We start from the raw sequence: 16031 nt of genomic DNA, 5'->3' as shown, positions 1-16031 counted from the left end.
GTTTAGGCAGTTAATTGTCTAGGAGGTAGTTGACTAGTGTTATTATTTTAAGGTATTTAATAGACTTGATCTTCACATTTGGGCTTTTGGTTTTGAGCGGATTTAAGCATGTGTTATTTTAGAAGAATAACTAAAACTTAATTTAAATTATGAAAAAAATTACACTCATTATTGCTTTGATTTCTGGTATGTTAAGCTATGCACAAATCGTTCCTCCAACATTTACATGGACCAATAAATCAGATTATTTACTATCAGGAGAGTATGTTGTGAAACCAGGTGATGTGTTGAGTTACACTATTGATTATACTTTAGGATCAACTGATGGTGTTCCCGATACAAAATGGTTTACGTTAGTAGCTTTTCAAGAAAAAGCATATGATGCTGCTGCGGATGCAAATCTAGGTAGCGATTGGACTACTGTGGATGGTGCTGGGCCTTCCTATGCGGATCCTACAGGGACAATTACCATCCCTGGTTCTCAAGATTTATCCTCTGATGAAACTAAGTCTTACCGAGTTTTGATCTATTTAGCTTATTACAAAGGAGGTGACACAGATATGCAAGTTTTTGGAGGAGCAGGAGCTAGTGATAACCAATTGATTTCAGTTAAGTCTCAAGCGGAAATTGATTTGTTAAGTATAGAAGATTTTGAGCAGTCTCCATCTATTGGTGCTTATCCTAATCCAACACAAGGAATTGTAAATTTTGGAAAAGAAAGTTCTGTCTTTTCTGTTTTTGATGTAACAGGTAGATTGGTTGCTTCCCCTGCTGGAGGAAAGTCAATTGATGTAACATTTTTGCCTTCTGGAATATACTCTGTGAAAACGGATTTTGGTATTATTCAGGTAATTAAAAATTAGATTGAAATTTTTATTTTACAAAAAGCCTAGGAGAAATATCTCTTAGGCTTTTTTTGTCATACTATTTACCATGATGTTGAAGGTAATATGTAGCTTATGTGCCCACTTTCTTTTAAAGATTATTTTGCTTATTAATGATAATTTTTTTGATCACACTGGTACTTGCTATTGAGATTTTTAGATAATATATTCCATACGTTAAACCAATTACATTTTGCTCTTTCAGGTTCTCTTTACTCAAAATTAACGTTCCCATACTATTGAATAACTCAGCTTGGTAAACTCCCTCAGGGATGGTGGTTGGTGTTAGGATTTTGAAAGAGGTAGTTACGACCGTAGGGTATACTTTAATTTTGTTTACAAAATCTAATTTTTGTACAGCTAAAGATGGACTCGCCGAGCAACTTGTGTCTGCGGATGAATCTGGGCATACGTTAGAGGGACCTATCAAAAAGGACTCATCTACATGTGCTCCTTTAAAACATCTAGGTATATATGGCCAACTATCAGTAAGTATATAGTAATACGTACCTTGTGGGTAATCAGGTGTAACTCCGTATCGACCATTGCATTCATCTAAGTCAGTATTGGCTTGAACAAATTCATAATCTTCAATATACAAACCATCATCTCCATTATCATCATTTGGTTCGTCATCATAGGCTCCTCCTGGGGCGGAAAAGCCATCTCCTGGTCGATTCCCAGATTTTAGTTGCCACCCAGAATCAAACGCTATAATAGGGCTATTACTATCGTTTGCGTTTGTGTATGCGTATTTGTAATAAACCGGATAGCCATCTGCCGCATATCCTACTATAGGAGAGAATGCAGTTCCATCAATTCCTAAGTTTACACCGGTGGTTTTTGTGAAGTAATCAGTAGCAATGGAATGGTAATGGTATTCGCCTTTCGCATTCAAATGTGCGCCCTGAGAGTTCATACCAAAAGCTTTTACGGCTTCAATATTCCAATCGTAGTTATATTCGCCGGTTGCAATGCCAGTTTCTGAATCTAAAATTTCAAAATATTCAGTAGAGCTTGGCGCGTATAGTACACCGTTTTCGGCTACACCAAATTTATAGGATCCATCAGTATTACATCCCTGAGCTTCATCATCTCCATACAATTGTGTAGTGCTTGCTCCTAAGGTTGGGTAGGCACACATAGTCCAGGTGTCATCTTGACCTAAAACACTAAACCCCCCATTGAGACCACCAGCTGCATGATTTGGTATAGAGTTAGCATATACATATTTTACGTTTCCGGAGATCTCTGTGCATACTGCATTTTCCGATTCTTCGGCAAAAATGGCGGCAGAATCGCATTGAGCATAGCTAGAGGAACTTATAAATATTATTGAGCAAAAAATTAGTTGTAAAGTTTTCATTAGTAGGTAGCGTTTATAGAGTTGTGATCTTCGTTGAGTTTGAAAAGACGTTTTTTGTTTTGAAGGTATAACCAAAAATCAAAAGAAGTATGGTGGTCATTTAGGAAAGTAAGTCCTTTATTTTTGATATTTAACGAGTTTATTTTTTTGTCTTTAGTGGTTTTGAATTTGAGGGTTATGAATTTCGCTTCCGAAATGGTAGTGTTGTATACCAAAGGGACTGTTTTATCATTGATGCTAATACCAATATTTTCGTGAATTAGATTTTGTAGCATCAATAAATCTTTGAGCTCATCATTGTAGTTTTTTAATGAACTATGAAGTTTAGGGATGTTTTCTTTTGGAAATACAAAACTATATTCCAATGCATTTTTTGTTTCTTTAACAGTGCAGATTCCAATACTTTGTACATGCAATGTTAAAGAACATAGCACAAAATAGAGAGCTAATAAAATAATTTTTCTCATGTTGTTTTTTTAATTAATAACAAGATACAAATAGAAAACCCTAGGTCAATTGTTAAATATTTTTGATTATAAATGTAGATGTACGGGAAGAGACTTTAAGAAAGCTACTCAAATAAAGGCTATAAAAAAAGCCCGATACAATTTGTATTGGGCTTTCTGATTATTTAAAAAATCTCTTTATAACAAAGAGTGACATGTCATTTCTTCTGGTTGTTTTACTCCCATTAATTCTAATATTGTTGGGGCTACATCACCTAGTACACCATCTTTAATAGATTTCAAATCTTTGTCTATTAGGATCATAGGAACTGGGTTGGTAGTATGTGCAGTATGAGGGCTTCCGTCAGGATTCATCATTGTTTCACAGTTACCATGATCAGCGATAAGTAATGTTGAATACCCGTTAGCCAAACCTGTTTCAATAACAGCTTGCGCACATTCATCAACAGCTTCACAAGCTTTAATTGCTGCATCCATCATTCCCGTATGACCAACCATATCACCATTTGCAAAATTTAAGCATACAAAATCAGCTTCACCTTTCTCTAAATCTTCACAAAGAGCTTCTTTTAATTCGTAAGCACTCATTTCAGGTTTAAGATCATAAGTGGCAACTTTAGGAGAGTTTCTTAAGATTCTTGATTCCCCTTCAAAAGGAGTTTCTTGTCCGCCTGAGAAGAAGAAAGTAACATGAGGGTACTTTTCTGTTTCTGCAATACGGATTTGTTTTTTCCCTGCTGCAGAAAGTACTTCACCAATGGTATTTTTGATATTGTCTGTATTGTAAATTACATTTATTCCTTCAAAACTCTCATCATATAAAGTGATGGTTGTGTAGTATAAATCTAATTTTTTCATTCCAAAATCAGGGAAGTCATTTTGAGATAATGCATTTGTTAATTCTCTACCTCTATCAGTTCTATAGTTAAAGAATAGAACGACATCTCCTTCTTTAATTTGTGTTTTCGGAGTACCATCTTCATTTGTTACTACAATCGGTTTGTGGAATTCATCTGTAATACCTTCCGCGTAGTTTTCATTAATTGCACTAATGATGTCTGTAGTTTTCTTTCCTTCAGCATGCACCAATCCATCATAGGCCGCTTTAACTCTTTCCCAACGATTATCTCTATCCATTGCATAGTAACGACCAGTTACTGTCGCAATTTCTCCAGTAGAAATATTCATATGCTCTTGAACTTCATTTAAAAAGTAAGGAGCAGACTTAGGATCGCAATCACGTCCGTCAGTAAAGGCATGTAAGAATACATTCTCTACTTCATTCTCTTTGGCTACATCTAAAATTCCTTTTAAATGATCAATATGTGCATGAATTCCTCCATTAGAAACAAGTCCTAATAAATGAATATTTTTATTGTTTTCTTTAGCGTAATTCAAAGTATCTAAAAGTACTTTTTCTTTACCTAATGTTTTTTCTTTAACAGCTTTGTTGATACGTGCTAGGTTTTGGTATACAATTCTACCAGCTCCAAGGTTCATATGTCCAACCTCAGAATTTCCCATTTGGCCTTCTGGCAATCCAACATGTTCTCCATCTGTACGCAATGTAGCATTTGGGAATTTGTTATATAGACCGTCTATATATGAAGTTTTTGCATTAAAAACAGCAGAGACTTTAGGGTCTTGTGTAACACCCCAACCGTCTAATATCATCAAGATTACTTTCTTATCCATGTTGTAAAAATTTAATTGCCCAAAGATAAAAATGATTTATGAATAATATTTGAATAGCAGTAAATATTAACGAATTCGTTTGAGTTTGTTAGATAAAATAATTTAGGTGCTTAAGATTTGATCTAAATTTATAGTTAATTTATTTTCTTATTTATTAATTTTGTTAGCGAACAAACTAAAATAAAAAAAATGGCAAATTTTGATAATGAAAAAATTCAAGAATACTTGAAAAATGGGGCAGTTGTATTGGATGTAAGAACTGACGCTGAATATGCTGAAGGGCATGTTTCAGGATCTGAACATATCGTGTTAGATAGAATACCTGGAAATATTTCTACAGTAAAAGACTTAGGGAAACAAGTAATTGCTGTTTGTAGAAGTGGTGCTAGAAGCGGTCAGGCTACTGATTTTTTAAAGCAACACGGTATTGATATTATCAATGGTGGTCCATGGGAAAATGTAGATCAATACATGTAAAAATATTTAAACAATAAAAAAAGCGACTAAATTTTTAGTCGCTTTTTTTATAACCTATAGTCAGGTCTTTTGTGCAGTTTTATTTTTTCTAAAACATAAAATAAGGATCCGATCATTGCCCCTGTAAAGGTACCCATATTGATAGGGTCGAAATGATGACCAGTTATTAAAAATTTTGCATAAAAAACTACAATACCAATAACTAAGCATCCCATAAATAAATTGAATGGTTTGATATGTAGGTTAGCATAACTCCCACAAAATAGGCCAACCAATAAAGTGCTAAGCGTAATTTTTGTGTAGATTACTTTTTCAAAAGTGTAATCATGCACAAAATAGCTGCTTATTAACATTCCAAGCAGGGCTCCAGTGATAATTCCAATACTAATCTTTTTCATTTTTTTGTATATAAGTAAATATACTAAAAAAAAATATGTGATTTTTATTTAATCGCGACTAGAAAGAAATATTGAAATTATTTTTTAAATCTATAATTTTCTGTGCTAGGTTGATTTTGAACTTTTTATGTTGATCTGATTCAGGGTTGAAAGGTTTGTGAGCTAGGCCTTTTTGAATTGTTTCAATAGTTTCTTGAAGTTTTACTGTGTCCTCAGAGATCCATGTTTTTTTAAATTGTTCCCAGATATAATCAACAGCAAGTTGGTTTGGATGCAAAAGGTCATCTTTATAAAATCTATAATCTCTTAAATCATCCATCATAAGCTCATAGGCAGGAAAATATTTTGTATTCGCATCCAAAGAATTATGTATGGCGGAAATTAAATGAGACTTGCTAATTGTATTTTGCACCATGCCATCTTTTTGATGCCTTACTGGACTCAAGGTAAAAATAATTTGAACCTCTTTGTTGCAGTTCAAAATATCTTTTTTTATCGTTTCAATGCTGTTTTCTATTTCCGAAATGCTCAATAGTTTTTTCTCAAAATCTCTTTGTGGAATTTTATGGCAGTTGGCAACTGTTTGCTTTGTCTCCCTTTCCTGATACACCCAACTTGTCCCTAAGGTGATGATGATATGTGATGCAGATTTTATTTTTTTTTGAGTTTCTAAGATTGTTTTGTTGATCTTTTTAAGAACAGCATTTTTATTAGGACCCGAAAAATCTGAATGATGATTGAAGCTATGCCAAAGATCATTATGAGAAATGAGTTTATTTTCAGTGTATTGGATTCCTTTGATACATTCAGAAATTGCTTTTTCAACGGCTACGGGGTTGAATAAAATTCCATACGGATTGGTAGATGACCTAAATTTTAGATATTCAAATTTTGCTCCAATATTCTCAGAAAAACATGAACCAAATAATAAAATATTTGAATTGTAATTTATGGTGTTTTCTTCTTGTTTTATTTTGAATTGCGTTCTGAATGTGGAATCCGTCATTGCGCTTAAATATTTAATGAAACTACCAAGCCTTCATTGTTCCTAACGTTAAACACAGTTCCGTCTTCAAAAATTAAATATTGACCTTTTACGCCTTTCAAAACTCCTTCGTAAGAATTGGATTTGATGATGTTCAAACTTTTAATTTTTGTAGGGTATTGGTTCACAGGATAATTTAAATCAAGAATGTTTTCAGACGCATCTAAAATATAGGGATGTACTTCTTCAGGTAGATATTGAATTAGTTCTTCTTTTTTTAGTTTTAGATCTCCATCAAAAACATCATTCTTTAGCATTTTTTGCCAACTTGTTTTATCACTTACATATTGTTTTAAAGCAACCTCTGCAATACCTGCGAGATATCGGTTGGGTACTTCTAATATGGACAAGGCTTTGCTGGCTCCTTGATCTATCCAACGCGTTGGTACTTGTGTTTTTCTGGTTACACCAACTTTAATTTCACTAGACAAAGCAAGGTAAACGATATGTGGTTTTAATTGCACAGATTTTTCGTACTCTAAATCTCGATCTTCTATACCTAAATGTGCCTTACTCAATTCAGGTTTCATGATCCAATCACCGGCCGATGGCTGTTCGTAAAAACAATCATAACAAAAACCTTGTCGGAATATTTTTTTTTGTTTTCCACAACTTAAACATTGATAGTTTTCAAATTGAAGCTCTACTTTTCTGTCTAGTAGTTGATTGAGGTTTAAAAAATCATCACCCATTTCTAAATAATATTCTATAGTATCAGAATATTCTGTATTCATTTTTTTTAAAACTCCTTGGTATTTCATTTGTGGAATGTTGTTGATGTGAAATTTATTTTAGTGTTTGTACTTTAAAAAAAAACACTAAATTTAACTTGATAAAGATAGGTATGTATTTTAAATCTTGAAAATTTAAAATTTTAAAATGCTTATTTTTTATGGGCTCAAATAGCTCTATCAGATTTGAATTAATTGAGAATAAAATCAATGTTTAGATACTTTAATTGTTATGAAATTTTTATTTGTTAGTTCCATTCTTTCATGGTTTTTAAAAAAAAGGAAGCATCAACTTGATCTTTTTATCAAGTATCCGGTGGAAGTGCAAAATGAACTTTTATTAAACCTTTTGAAAACGGCTAGAAATACCGAAATTGGAAAGAATTATGGGTTTAAAAAAATTTCTTCATACAATGATTTTTCTAAGATAGTTCCCATTCAGAAATATGAAAGTATTGAAGAAATGCTTGAAAGGACTAGGAGGGGAGAACAAAATATTTTCTGGCCCTCTCACATTAAATGGTTTGCCAAATCTAGTGGTACCACCAGTGCAAATAGCAAATATATTCCGGTAAGTGATGAGGCTATTGAGTATTGTCATATGAACGCCGGAAAAGATATGTTATGTCTTTTTTTAAATAACAATCCAGAGGCTGATTTATTTTCGGGTAAAAGTTTAAGACTTGGCGGTAGTAGTGCTGTATATGAGGATAACAATACTTATTTTGGTGACCTTTCGGCAATAATTATTGAGAATATGCCTTTTTGGGCGGACTTTAGTAGTGCTCCAAAGCAAAAAACGGCTTTGATGAGCGAGTGGGAAGAAAAAATGAATGCCATTGTTCAAGAGACAATTCAAGAAGATATTACGAGTTTGGCAGGAGTCCCTTCTTGGATGCTAGTATTGCTCAATAAAGTTTTAGAGGTTACGGGAAAAGATAATATTTTAGAAGTTTGGCCTAACTTGCAAGTTTACTTTCATGGTGGTGTAAATTTTACGCCTTATAGAGAGCAATACAAAAAAATAATACCAAGCGAATCGTTTCGATATTGTGAAACCTATAATGCCTCAGAAGGTTTTTTTGCCATTCAGGATCAGAATAATTCTGATGAGTTGTTATTGATGCTAGATTATGGGATATTTTATGAATTTATTCCGATGTCTGATTATAATGGAGAAGATTCTAAGGCGATTCCATTGGATGAGGTTAGGATGGGAGTTAACTATGCCATAGTAATTACAACTAATTCTGGTTTGTGGCGCTATTTGATTGGAGATACCGTAAAGTTTACAAGTCTTACACCTTATAGAATTCAAATAACAGGTAGGACAAAGCATTTTATTAATGTGTTTGGAGAAGAGTTGATTATTGAAAATACCGAACACGCACTTGAGATAGCCTGTAAACAAAGTGGTGCTGAAATATTAGATTATACCGTTGCACCAATTTTTATGGAAGGTAAAGAAAAGGGAGCTCATGAATGGATGATTGAATTTAAAAAGGAGCCGGCTTGTAGAACAAAATTTAGTGAGTATTTAGATATAGCCTTGCAAAATGTTAATTCTGACTATGAGGCAAAACGTTATAAAAATATGACACTTAGTTTTCCGAAAATAAATTTCTCAAGAGAAAATTTATTTTACGATTGGTTGAAATCTAAAAATAAGTTGGGAGGACAACACAAAATACCAAGGCTTTCTAATAATAGAAAATTGTTAGAAGAGTTGCTGGTTTTAAATAAAAAACAAAATTGTATATTGTATACCTGAACAATAACCAATGGGTTTTGAGAATAAATCCGAATCTTTAACTAAACTTATGAATATTAAACTTATTATCAATAGCTTCATTTTTGGGGTTGTATTTTCATTTCTCAATGTATCGGCACAGAATAAAAATATTGAAGTAAAAGGTGTGATTTTAGATGAAACTGATGTTACCATTCCTTATGCTTCCATCAGTATTGTTGCAAAAAGTAAAGGAACCTCTAGTACCGATGAAGGGGAGTTTTCTCTGTACGTTTCGGAAGATGAGTTGAAGGATACCCTTACGATTTCTTCTTTAGGTTTTAATTCAGTTAATATTACTGTTGCAGATTTTTTAGCGACTAAAGACAAAAAAATTATTTTATCGGAGAGTGCAATTCTTATGGATGATGTGGTTTTGTTGAGTGATAAAACGTATGTTTTGAATGCCTTAAAAAACCTAAAAACTAATACTTTGAGTTCCACACATATGTCGGAAATGTTATTTCGTCGTGCTACAACTGAAGGCGGTACCTCTAAATTTTTTGTAGAAAACTATATTAAATATATCGATAGGGGGCCAGCATACGGAATAGGACGATTACAAGTTATAGAGGCTAGAAAATCGGCTGACTATAGAGTGTGGAAATCCAAAGATTGGAATCATTGGATAAATGGGATGATTCAGTTAAATCCTTTACATAGTAAAGTTGATTCTCAGCACAGAAGAAACTTGAAAAAATTTGATTGGAAAAAAACAGGAAGTTCTTCTTATGAAGGAGAAGATGTATTAATTATTCAAGGACAAAATCCTAAAATTGATTGGGAAAGAATTACCTTATATATTGGTATAGATACCTATAAAGTTTATAGAATTGAACGAGGTAGAACAATGTATTTGTACAAAACTCATAAAAGTGGAAAATTAGTGTTGAGTTATTTCAATCACGAATGGGTGTTGCAAGATGAAAGAATTCCTGAAAAATACAGAAATACTATCGCTAGTAGAACCTCTTATAAGGCGGAGGCCACATTGTATTCAGTAGAAACTGATAAGTCTAAAATGAGAATAAAAGATTACGGAATCGATAAAGATATGGGATTGTTGGATTTACCTTATCATTCGGAGTTTTGGGCAAATTTAAGTTTACCACCAGATACTAATTTCTACAAGAAAATAAAATCTGATATTGAAGGATTGTATGGTGTTCCCTTAGAAACCCAATTCAAAATTGTGAATAAATAATAGTTTCGGAATTATTTTTTTCTGTCAACAACGTAGTTAATCATTGTTTTTAGAGATTCTTTGTATTCAGATTCTGGGTAGGTATTCAGTATAGAAAGGGCCTTGTTTTGATAGGTTTTCATTTTACTAACCGTGTATTCGATACCTCCATTTTCTTTTACAAAGCTAATTACTTCTTTAACACGTTGTTTGTCTTTGTTGTGCTTTTTAACAGAATTGATCAACCACTTTTTGTCCTTATCAGAGCAATTGTTTATGGTATAGATAAGGGGCAAAGTCATTTTTTGTTCCTTGATATCTATTCCAGTAGGTTTACCGATGTTGCTTTCTGAATAGTCAAATAGATCATCTTTAATTTGAAAAGCAATACCTATCAATTCACCAAATTCGTGCATTTTTTTTATTTCTTCCTCATTGGCTCCTACAGAGGCAGCTCCGATAGCGCAACATGCAGCAATTAAAGTAGCCGTTTTTTGTCGGATAATTTCAAAATAAACATCTTCGGTAATGTCAAGTCTTCTCGCTTTTTCAATTTGTAAAAGTTCTCCTTCACTCATTTCCCTAACCGCTACGGAGATCAATTTTAAGATATCAAAATCGTCATTGTCAATAGATAACAATAGACCTTTTGATAGTAGAAAATCACCTACTAATACGGCAATTTTATTTTTCCATAGAGCATTGATAGAGAAAAATCCTCTTCTTCTATTACTGTCATCTACAACATCATCATGTACCAGTGTTGCCGTGTGTATCAATTCAATAACGGAGGCACCACGATAGGTACGTTCTGAAAATTTTCCATTAGAAACCATTTTTGCCACTAGAAAAACAAACATAGGACGCATTTGCTTCCCTTTTCGTCTGACAATATAATAGGTAATTCTGTTTAATAATGGAACTTTAGAGAGCATAGCATCTTTGAACTTTTCTTCAAAAAGTTCCATCTCTTTTGTAATCGGAAATTTAATTTGCTCTACTGCTTTCATTGATGAAAGTTGTTCTCTAAAGGGGTTAAATTAAGGAGGTGTAAACTTAAAACATTCTCCTTTAAATTTTATGCTTTTGTACTTTTATTTGCTAATTGGCCACAAGCCGCGTCTATATCCTTCCCACGACTTCTTCTTACGTTTACAGTTATGTCGTTCATTTCTAAAACACTTACGTAATCAGTGATAGATTTTTTACTTGCTTGCTGAAACTCCCCATCATCAATAGGGTTGTATTCAATGATGTTTACTTTAGAGGGGATATATTTACAAAATTTAACCAATGCCCTAATAGCTTCTTTGTTGTCGTTGATTCCGTCCCAAACAACATACTCATATGTAACAGCTCTTTTGGTTTTTGCATACCAATATTCCAAAGCTTCTTTCAAATCTTTTAAGGGAAATTTTTCATTAAATGGCATGATCAGTGTCCTTACTTCATCAATAGCAGAGTGTAAAGATACCGCTAGGTTAAACTTAACGTTATCATCTGCCAATTTTTTGATCATTTTTGGAACTCCAGAAGTTGAAACGGTAATTCTTTTCGGAGACATTCCTAAGCCTTCTGGTGATGTTATTTTTTCTATCGAGGCAAGAACATTGTTGTAATTCATAAGCGGTTCTCCCATTCCCATAAATACTATATTCGATAGTTTGTGATTGAAGTATAACAAACTCTCTTGATTGATTGCAGAAACTTGATCATAAATCTCATCTGGATTTAAGTTTCTCATACGTTTTAATCGAGCGGTAGCGCAAAATTTACAGTCAAGACTGCACCCAACCTGACTAGATACACAAGCAGTAGTTCTCGTATCAGTTGGAATTAAAACGGATTCTACGATAAGACCATCATGTAATCTTACGGCGTTTTTAACCGTACCATCAGAACTCCTTTGCATATCATCAACTTGAATGTGATTGATTACAAAATTTTCTTCTAACATTTCTCTGGTGCTCAAAGAAACATTTGTCATGTCTTCAAACTTATGAGCTGATTTAGACCAAAGCCATTCATAAACTTGGTTTCCTCGAAAAGCCTTGTCTCCATTCTCAACAAAAAATGCTCTGAGCTGTTCCTTTGTCAAGGCTCTAATGTCTTTTTTCTTAACTGTCATAAGGTGTAAAAATCTTGTGGTGTTCCGTGTGCAAAGATACTTCTTATTTATAAAAAAATCTCGTACCTATAATAGATACGAGATTTTTATTTATTGTGATATATTTCTTAGATGATTAACATAGCATCACCATAAGAATAGAATTGATATCCTTCTTTTACTGCCTCATCATAAGCTTTCATCAAGAAATCATAACCAGCGAATGCAGCTGTCATCATCATTAAAGTAGACTTAGGAGTGTGGAAGTTAGTAATCATTGCATTTGCAATACTAAAATCATGAGGAGGGAAAATAAACTTATGTGTCCATCCATCATAAGGATTTAAACTTCCTGTTGGAGAAACTGAAGATTCAATAGCTCTCATTACAGTAGTTCCTACCGCACAAATTCTTTTCTTACGTTTGATAGTGTCATTAACTTTTGCTGCTGATTCTTCAGAAATGATAACCTGTTCAGAATCCATTTTGTGTTTTGATAAGTCTTCAACTTCTACAGCACTAAAAGTACCTAAACCAACGTGTAGGGTTAAAGCTTCAAAATCAACACCTTTTATTTCCAAACGCTTCATTAAATGTTTAGAAAAGTGTAAACCTGCCGTAGGCGCAGCAACGGCTCCTTCGTTTTTAGCGTAAATCGTTTGGTAACGTTCTGCGTCACTTTCTTCAACATCTCTTCTGATGTATTTCGGAATAGGTGTTTCTCCTAATGAAGTCAATTTATCTCTAAATTCTTCGTAAGATCCGTCAAATAAGAAACGTAAAGTACGTCCTCTAGAAGTCGTATTGTCAATAACTTCAGCTACTAGGCTATCATCGTCTCCAAAAAATAATTTGTTTCCAATTCTTATTTTACGAGCAGGATCTACTAAAACATCCCAAAGTCTGTTTTCAGCGTTTAATTCTCTCAATAAGAAAACTTCAATTCTTGCTCCAGTTTTTTCTTTGTTCCCAAATAAACGAGCTGGAAATACTTTTGTATCGTTTAGCAGCATTAAATCACCATCATCAAAATAGTTGATCAGGTCTTTAAATTGTTTGTGCTCTATAGTTTGTTCTTTTCTGTTTAATACCATTAGACGAGACTCGTCTCTGTGCTCAGCAGGGTATTCAGCTAATAAGTCATCAGGTAACTCAAAGTTAAATGCAGATAATTTCATTTGTGTGTTTTAGAAAATAGTTGGCAAATATACGATATCAAGATAGGGGTTGTCAAGTGTTTGCCGATTTAATTTTAATTAATTGACAAATAAAAGCCTAGCTTATAAAATTATAGGCTAGGCTTTTGATTGTTTTATGAGTTGCTAACTATTGAAAGTTAGAAAAATCTTCCCAGAATGTTGGGTAAGATTTAGATACTACTGCCGCTTCGTTTATGATAATTGAAGTTTTTAGTAATAGTGGAGTAAATGCCATAGCCATTCTATGATCTTGGTAGGTATCAATGGCCACATCGCTTTGTATTGTTGTTGCTTTGTTAAGGTGCAAACTATCATTAGTTACAGAAATATCTGCCCCAAGTTTTGAAAGTTCTACATCCAATGCAACCAGGCGATCTGTTTCTTTAATTTTTAAAGTATGTAAGCCAGTTAGGTCACAAGCAATCCCCATTCCAAATGCCGTTACAGCAATTGTTTGGGCAATATCTGGTGCTTTGATTAAATCAAAGTTTACTTTTTCTGGATTTTTAAATCCTTCTATTTTTTCTAAAGTAATGCTGTTTTCTCCAAATGTAGTTTGTACTCCAAAACTTTTATAAATTTCAGAAAGTACGCTATCACCTTGTAAACTTTTCTCTTTGTAAGAGTTCAGCTTTATTTTACCATTGTTGCTTAAGGCAACCAAACTGTAGTAATAGGAAGCAGAGCTCCAATCAGATTCTACTGTGATTTTATGATTTTCTATACTTGATCTTGGAGAAATTTTAATAAACTGTCCCTCAAAAGAAGTTTCAATACCTACTTCGTTAAGCAAACCTAGAGTCATTTGAATATAAGGAACGGAGGTTATAGCTCCTTCAAATTCTAATTCGATACCTTTTTCTAAACTTGCCGCAATTAATAGTAATGATGATATGTATTGACTACTCACATTTCCATTAATGGTTACTTTAGCTCCTTTTAGTTTCGTTCCTTTTATTCTTAGGGGAGCAAAACCTTCATTTTCTACATAAGTAATATCCGCTCCAAGTGTTTTTAAAGCATCAACAAGAATTCCAATAGGTCTTTCTTTCATTCTCCCAGAACCTGTTAAAATAACATCAGACCCTTCTTTGATAGATAAAAAACTAGTTAAAAAACGCATGGTAGTACCGGCATGACCAATATTGATTTCTTCACCTTTGTTTGCCAAAGCTGCCATCATCAATTTACTGTCGTCAGAATTAGAGATGTTTGCAATCTCCAAATTTGGGTACAAAGATTGTAAAATTAACAATCTATTTGTTTCACTTTTAGATCCTGTAATTTGAATCTCTTTGTTTACTTCTCCTGTGAAGTGGTGTAATTTTAAACTATCCATACTATTTTAATCCTTGAAGTTTTTTAGCTTTATTTCTTGAGAAGTATGCCATAGCAACTCCATAAACGATTCCGATTGCAACTCTAATTAAAACAAATTTTACCCAAGAACCATCTAACATAGCCTCATTCATTGCATCCATGTTACCATTTCTGAAATATGCGGCTGCGGATAAGACGATACCTAGTAATACCAAAAAACTTAAGGTAAATCGTAGGGCTACTTTCCAAAAAGGAACTTTTAAAATATTGTGTTCTTTCATTTTTATTTTAATTTTTCGTTGTTGTGATGGCGATCATGGTCTCTTTTTGTTTTGAAGTCCAATTTTTTGTCAAAAGATTTTTGCAGGTCAATTCCTGTTTGATTAGCCAAGCATAGGACTACGAAAATTACATCAGCCAATTCTTCACCTAAGTCTTTGTTTTTATCGCTTTCCTTCTCGGATTGTTCTCCGTATCGACGAGCAATAATCCTAGCAACTTCACCAACTTCTTCAGTTAATTGTGCCATATTAGTAAGTTCATTGAAATAACGAACTCCGTGTTCTTTAATCCAATTATCAACAGCTAATTGAGCATTTTTTATGTCCATGGTCTTGATTCTTTAAAGCAGGACAAATATACATAAGTCTTTTAAGATTGAGGCACCCTAATATGACAAAGAAATCTTAAACTATCCCTCTTGCGTGGTTGGGTTTTTAAGGAGGTTTAAGAAGGTGTCTCGAGATATTTCTTCTGCCCCCAAACTGGCTAAATGATCATTGTAAACTTGACAGTCTAAAAAGTGATACCCCTCTTCCTGTAGTTTTTCTACCAGGTAAATGAAAGCCGCTTTTGATGCATTGCTTACTTTGCTAAACATGCTTTCTCCACAAAATACATGTCCAAGATCAACACCATAAAGTCCTCCTACCAGTTCATTGTTTTGCCAAACTTCGACCGATTTTGCTCTTCCCATTTTATGCAACTTGTTATAAGCGTTTTGCATGTCATGTGTAATCCAAGTTCCTAAACCATCATTCCTATCTATAGTTTTGCAATTAGCAATTACTTGTTCAAACTGTTGGTTGAATGTAATTTTAAAAATATTTTTTTTCAAAATACTTTTCATGCTTTTTGATACTTTTAATTGATCAAAGAATAAAACCATTCTAGGGTCAGGGCAGTACCAAATAATGGGTTCATTATCGCTGTACCAAGGGAAAATACCGTTCTTATAAGCGTGTATGAGACGTTGTGGTTTTAAATCACCACCTAAGGCTAAAATTCCTTCCTCAGTAACTTCTGTAATACTCGGAAAATTGATGTCAGTTTCAGAAAGCCACATGTAATCGTTGTTAAAAAAATACTTT

17 protein-coding genes are annotated in these 16031 nt (G+C 33.4%); 4 read left to right on the top strand and 13 right to left on the bottom strand.

Features of this window, described 5'->3' with window-relative positions; all coding sequences use genetic code 11:
• Nucleotides 1-149: 149 nt before the first annotated feature.
• Nucleotides 150-863, top strand: coding sequence for a T9SS type A sorting domain-containing protein (locus AC2DGP_RS09325; protein WP_484489789.1), 714 nt, complete (start codon nucleotides 150-152; stop codon nucleotides 861-863).
• 112 nt (nucleotides 864-975) lie between these two features.
• Here AC2DGP_RS09325 and AC2DGP_RS09320 read toward each other — a convergent pair whose 3' ends face one another.
• The 3 genes from AC2DGP_RS09320 to gpmI all read right to left on the bottom strand — a co-directional run bounded on the left by AC2DGP_RS09320 (nucleotide 976) and on the right by gpmI (nucleotide 4412).
• Entirely contained in the window at nucleotides 976-2250 is a 1275-nt protein-coding gene (locus AC2DGP_RS09320; protein WP_484489788.1) for a YHYH protein, read from the bottom strand.
• Nucleotides 2250-2717: a hypothetical protein gene (locus AC2DGP_RS09315; protein ID WP_484489787.1), complete on the bottom strand. Its 468-nt coding sequence runs from the start codon at nucleotides 2715-2717 to the stop codon at nucleotides 2250-2252. The genes AC2DGP_RS09320 and AC2DGP_RS09315 overlap by 1 nt, the downstream gene beginning before the upstream one ends.
• Before the next feature lie 177 nt (nucleotides 2718-2894).
• Nucleotides 2895-4412 (bottom strand): 2,3-bisphosphoglycerate-independent phosphoglycerate mutase, encoded by a 1518-nt coding sequence (gene gpmI / locus AC2DGP_RS09310; protein ID WP_484489786.1) that lies wholly within the window; start codon nucleotides 4410-4412, stop codon nucleotides 2895-2897.
• Nucleotides 4413-4601: 189 nt separating this feature from the next.
• Here gpmI and AC2DGP_RS09305 point away from each other — a divergent pair, with 189 nt between their 5' ends.
• On the top strand, nucleotides 4602-4889 hold the full coding sequence (locus AC2DGP_RS09305) for a rhodanese-like domain-containing protein (protein ID WP_484489785.1): 288 nt from the start codon (nucleotides 4602-4604) through the stop codon (nucleotides 4887-4889).
• A gap of 47 nt (nucleotides 4890-4936) precedes the next feature.
• Here AC2DGP_RS09305 and AC2DGP_RS09300 read toward each other — a convergent pair whose 3' ends face one another.
• Genes AC2DGP_RS09300 through AC2DGP_RS09290 form a run of 3 tightly spaced genes read right to left on the bottom strand, consistent with a single transcriptional unit; the run spans nucleotide 4937 to nucleotide 7093 of the window.
• Nucleotides 4937-5287, bottom strand: coding sequence for a hypothetical protein (locus AC2DGP_RS09300; protein ID WP_484489784.1), 351 nt, complete (start codon nucleotides 5285-5287; stop codon nucleotides 4937-4939).
• A 58-nt stretch (nucleotides 5288-5345) separates the two neighbouring features.
• Complete coding sequence (locus AC2DGP_RS09295; RefSeq protein WP_484489783.1) at nucleotides 5346-6293, bottom strand: GSCFA domain-containing protein; 948 nt, start codon at nucleotides 6291-6293, stop codon at nucleotides 5346-5348.
• Between the two features lie 5 nt (nucleotides 6294-6298).
• The gene (locus tag AC2DGP_RS09290; RefSeq protein ID WP_484489782.1) at nucleotides 6299-7093 is read right to left on the bottom strand and encodes a DUF2797 domain-containing protein; all 795 of its coding nucleotides are present in this window, start codon (nucleotides 7091-7093) and stop codon (nucleotides 6299-6301) included.
• 202 nt (nucleotides 7094-7295) lie between these two features.
• Between AC2DGP_RS09290 and AC2DGP_RS09285 the strand changes: the two genes are divergently transcribed.
• Nucleotides 7296-8834, top strand: a complete 1539-nt coding sequence (locus AC2DGP_RS09285; RefSeq protein WP_484489781.1) for a GH3 auxin-responsive promoter family protein — start codon at nucleotides 7296-7298, stop codon at nucleotides 8832-8834.
• A gap of 49 nt (nucleotides 8835-8883) precedes the next feature.
• Nucleotides 8884-10056: a carboxypeptidase-like regulatory domain-containing protein gene (locus AC2DGP_RS09280; protein ID WP_484489780.1), complete on the top strand. Its 1173-nt coding sequence runs from the start codon at nucleotides 8884-8886 to the stop codon at nucleotides 10054-10056.
• 11 nt (nucleotides 10057-10067) lie between these two features.
• Here AC2DGP_RS09280 and AC2DGP_RS09275 read toward each other — a convergent pair whose 3' ends face one another.
• The 7 genes from AC2DGP_RS09275 to aat all read right to left on the bottom strand — a co-directional run bounded on the left by AC2DGP_RS09275 (nucleotide 10068) and on the right by aat (nucleotide 16006).
• Nucleotides 10068-11045, bottom strand: coding sequence for a polyprenyl synthetase family protein (locus tag AC2DGP_RS09275; RefSeq protein ID WP_484489779.1), 978 nt, complete (start codon nucleotides 11043-11045; stop codon nucleotides 10068-10070).
• A gap of 68 nt (nucleotides 11046-11113) precedes the next feature.
• Nucleotides 11114-12163 (bottom strand): dual-specificity RNA methyltransferase RlmN, encoded by a 1050-nt coding sequence (gene rlmN, locus AC2DGP_RS09270; protein WP_484489778.1) that lies wholly within the window; start codon nucleotides 12161-12163, stop codon nucleotides 11114-11116.
• A 107-nt stretch (nucleotides 12164-12270) separates the two neighbouring features.
• Entirely contained in the window at nucleotides 12271-13320 is a 1050-nt protein-coding gene (gene queA, locus AC2DGP_RS09265) for a tRNA preQ1(34) S-adenosylmethionine ribosyltransferase-isomerase QueA (protein WP_484489777.1), read from the bottom strand.
• 148 nt (nucleotides 13321-13468) lie between these two features.
• Nucleotides 13469-14680 (bottom strand): 3-phosphoshikimate 1-carboxyvinyltransferase, encoded by a 1212-nt coding sequence (locus AC2DGP_RS09260; protein ID WP_484489776.1) that lies wholly within the window; start codon nucleotides 14678-14680, stop codon nucleotides 13469-13471.
• A 1-nt stretch (nucleotide 14681) separates the two neighbouring features.
• Nucleotides 14682-14942 carry a hypothetical protein gene (locus tag AC2DGP_RS09255; protein ID WP_484489775.1) on the bottom strand — a complete coding sequence of 87 codons (261 nt, stop codon included), beginning with the start codon at nucleotides 14940-14942 and terminating at the stop codon, nucleotides 14682-14684.
• 2 nt (nucleotides 14943-14944) lie between these two features.
• The gene (locus AC2DGP_RS09250) at nucleotides 14945-15271 is read right to left on the bottom strand and encodes a nucleotide pyrophosphohydrolase (protein ID WP_484489774.1); all 327 of its coding nucleotides are present in this window, start codon (nucleotides 15269-15271) and stop codon (nucleotides 14945-14947) included.
• An 81-nt stretch (nucleotides 15272-15352) separates the two neighbouring features.
• Complete coding sequence (aat, locus tag AC2DGP_RS09245; protein WP_484489773.1) at nucleotides 15353-16006, bottom strand: leucyl/phenylalanyl-tRNA--protein transferase; 654 nt, start codon at nucleotides 16004-16006, stop codon at nucleotides 15353-15355.
• Nucleotides 16007-16031: the final 25 nt, after the last annotated feature.

The organism is Flavicella sp. IMCC45537 (genome assembly GCF_057197705.1).
Note: the sequence above shows the minus strand (reverse complement) of the source record. Positions and strands in the feature narration are given on the sequence as shown.

Bases quoted from the DNA above. Each gene is read 5' to 3' on its own strand.
- AC2DGP_RS09325 (WP_484489789.1), top strand. From the start codon at position 150: ATGAAAAAAATTACACTCATTATTGCTTTGATTTCTGGTATGTTAAGC.
- AC2DGP_RS09250 (WP_484489774.1), bottom strand. From the start codon at position 15,271: ATGGACATAAAAAATGCTCAATTAGCTGTTGATAATTGGATTAAAGAA.
- AC2DGP_RS09320 (WP_484489788.1), bottom strand. From the start codon at position 2,250: ATGAAAACTTTACAACTAATTTTTTGCTCAATAATATTTATAAGTTCC.
- AC2DGP_RS09315 (WP_484489787.1), bottom strand. From the start codon at position 2,717: ATGAGAAAAATTATTTTATTAGCTCTCTATTTTGTGCTATGTTCTTTA.
- AC2DGP_RS09280 (WP_484489780.1), top strand. From the start codon at position 8,884: ATGAATATTAAACTTATTATCAATAGCTTCATTTTTGGGGTTGTATTT.
- AC2DGP_RS09275 (WP_484489779.1), bottom strand. From the start codon at position 11,045: ATGAAAGCAGTAGAGCAAATTAAATTTCCGATTACAAAAGAGATGGAA.
- rlmN (WP_484489778.1), bottom strand. From the start codon at position 12,163: ATGACAGTTAAGAAAAAAGACATTAGAGCCTTGACAAAGGAACAGCTC.
- AC2DGP_RS09285 (WP_484489781.1), top strand. From the start codon at position 7,296: ATGAAATTTTTATTTGTTAGTTCCATTCTTTCATGGTTTTTAAAAAAA.
- AC2DGP_RS09255 (WP_484489775.1), bottom strand. From the start codon at position 14,942: ATGAAAGAACACAATATTTTAAAAGTTCCTTTTTGGAAAGTAGCCCTA.
- AC2DGP_RS09300 (WP_484489784.1), bottom strand. From the start codon at position 5,287: ATGAAAAAGATTAGTATTGGAATTATCACTGGAGCCCTGCTTGGAATG.
- gpmI (WP_484489786.1), bottom strand. From the start codon at position 4,412: ATGGATAAGAAAGTAATCTTGATGATATTAGACGGTTGGGGTGTTACA.
- aat (WP_484489773.1), bottom strand. From the start codon at position 16,006: ATGTGGCTTTCTGAAACTGACATCAATTTTCCGAGTATTACAGAAGTT.
- AC2DGP_RS09305 (WP_484489785.1), top strand. From the start codon at position 4,602: ATGGCAAATTTTGATAATGAAAAAATTCAAGAATACTTGAAAAATGGG.
- AC2DGP_RS09295 (WP_484489783.1), bottom strand. From the start codon at position 6,293: ATGACGGATTCCACATTCAGAACGCAATTCAAAATAAAACAAGAAGAA.
- queA (WP_484489777.1), bottom strand. From the start codon at position 13,320: ATGAAATTATCTGCATTTAACTTTGAGTTACCTGATGACTTATTAGCT.
- AC2DGP_RS09290 (WP_484489782.1), bottom strand. From the start codon at position 7,093: ATGAAATACCAAGGAGTTTTAAAAAAAATGAATACAGAATATTCTGAT.
- AC2DGP_RS09260 (WP_484489776.1), bottom strand. From the start codon at position 14,680: ATGGATAGTTTAAAATTACACCACTTCACAGGAGAAGTAAACAAAGAG.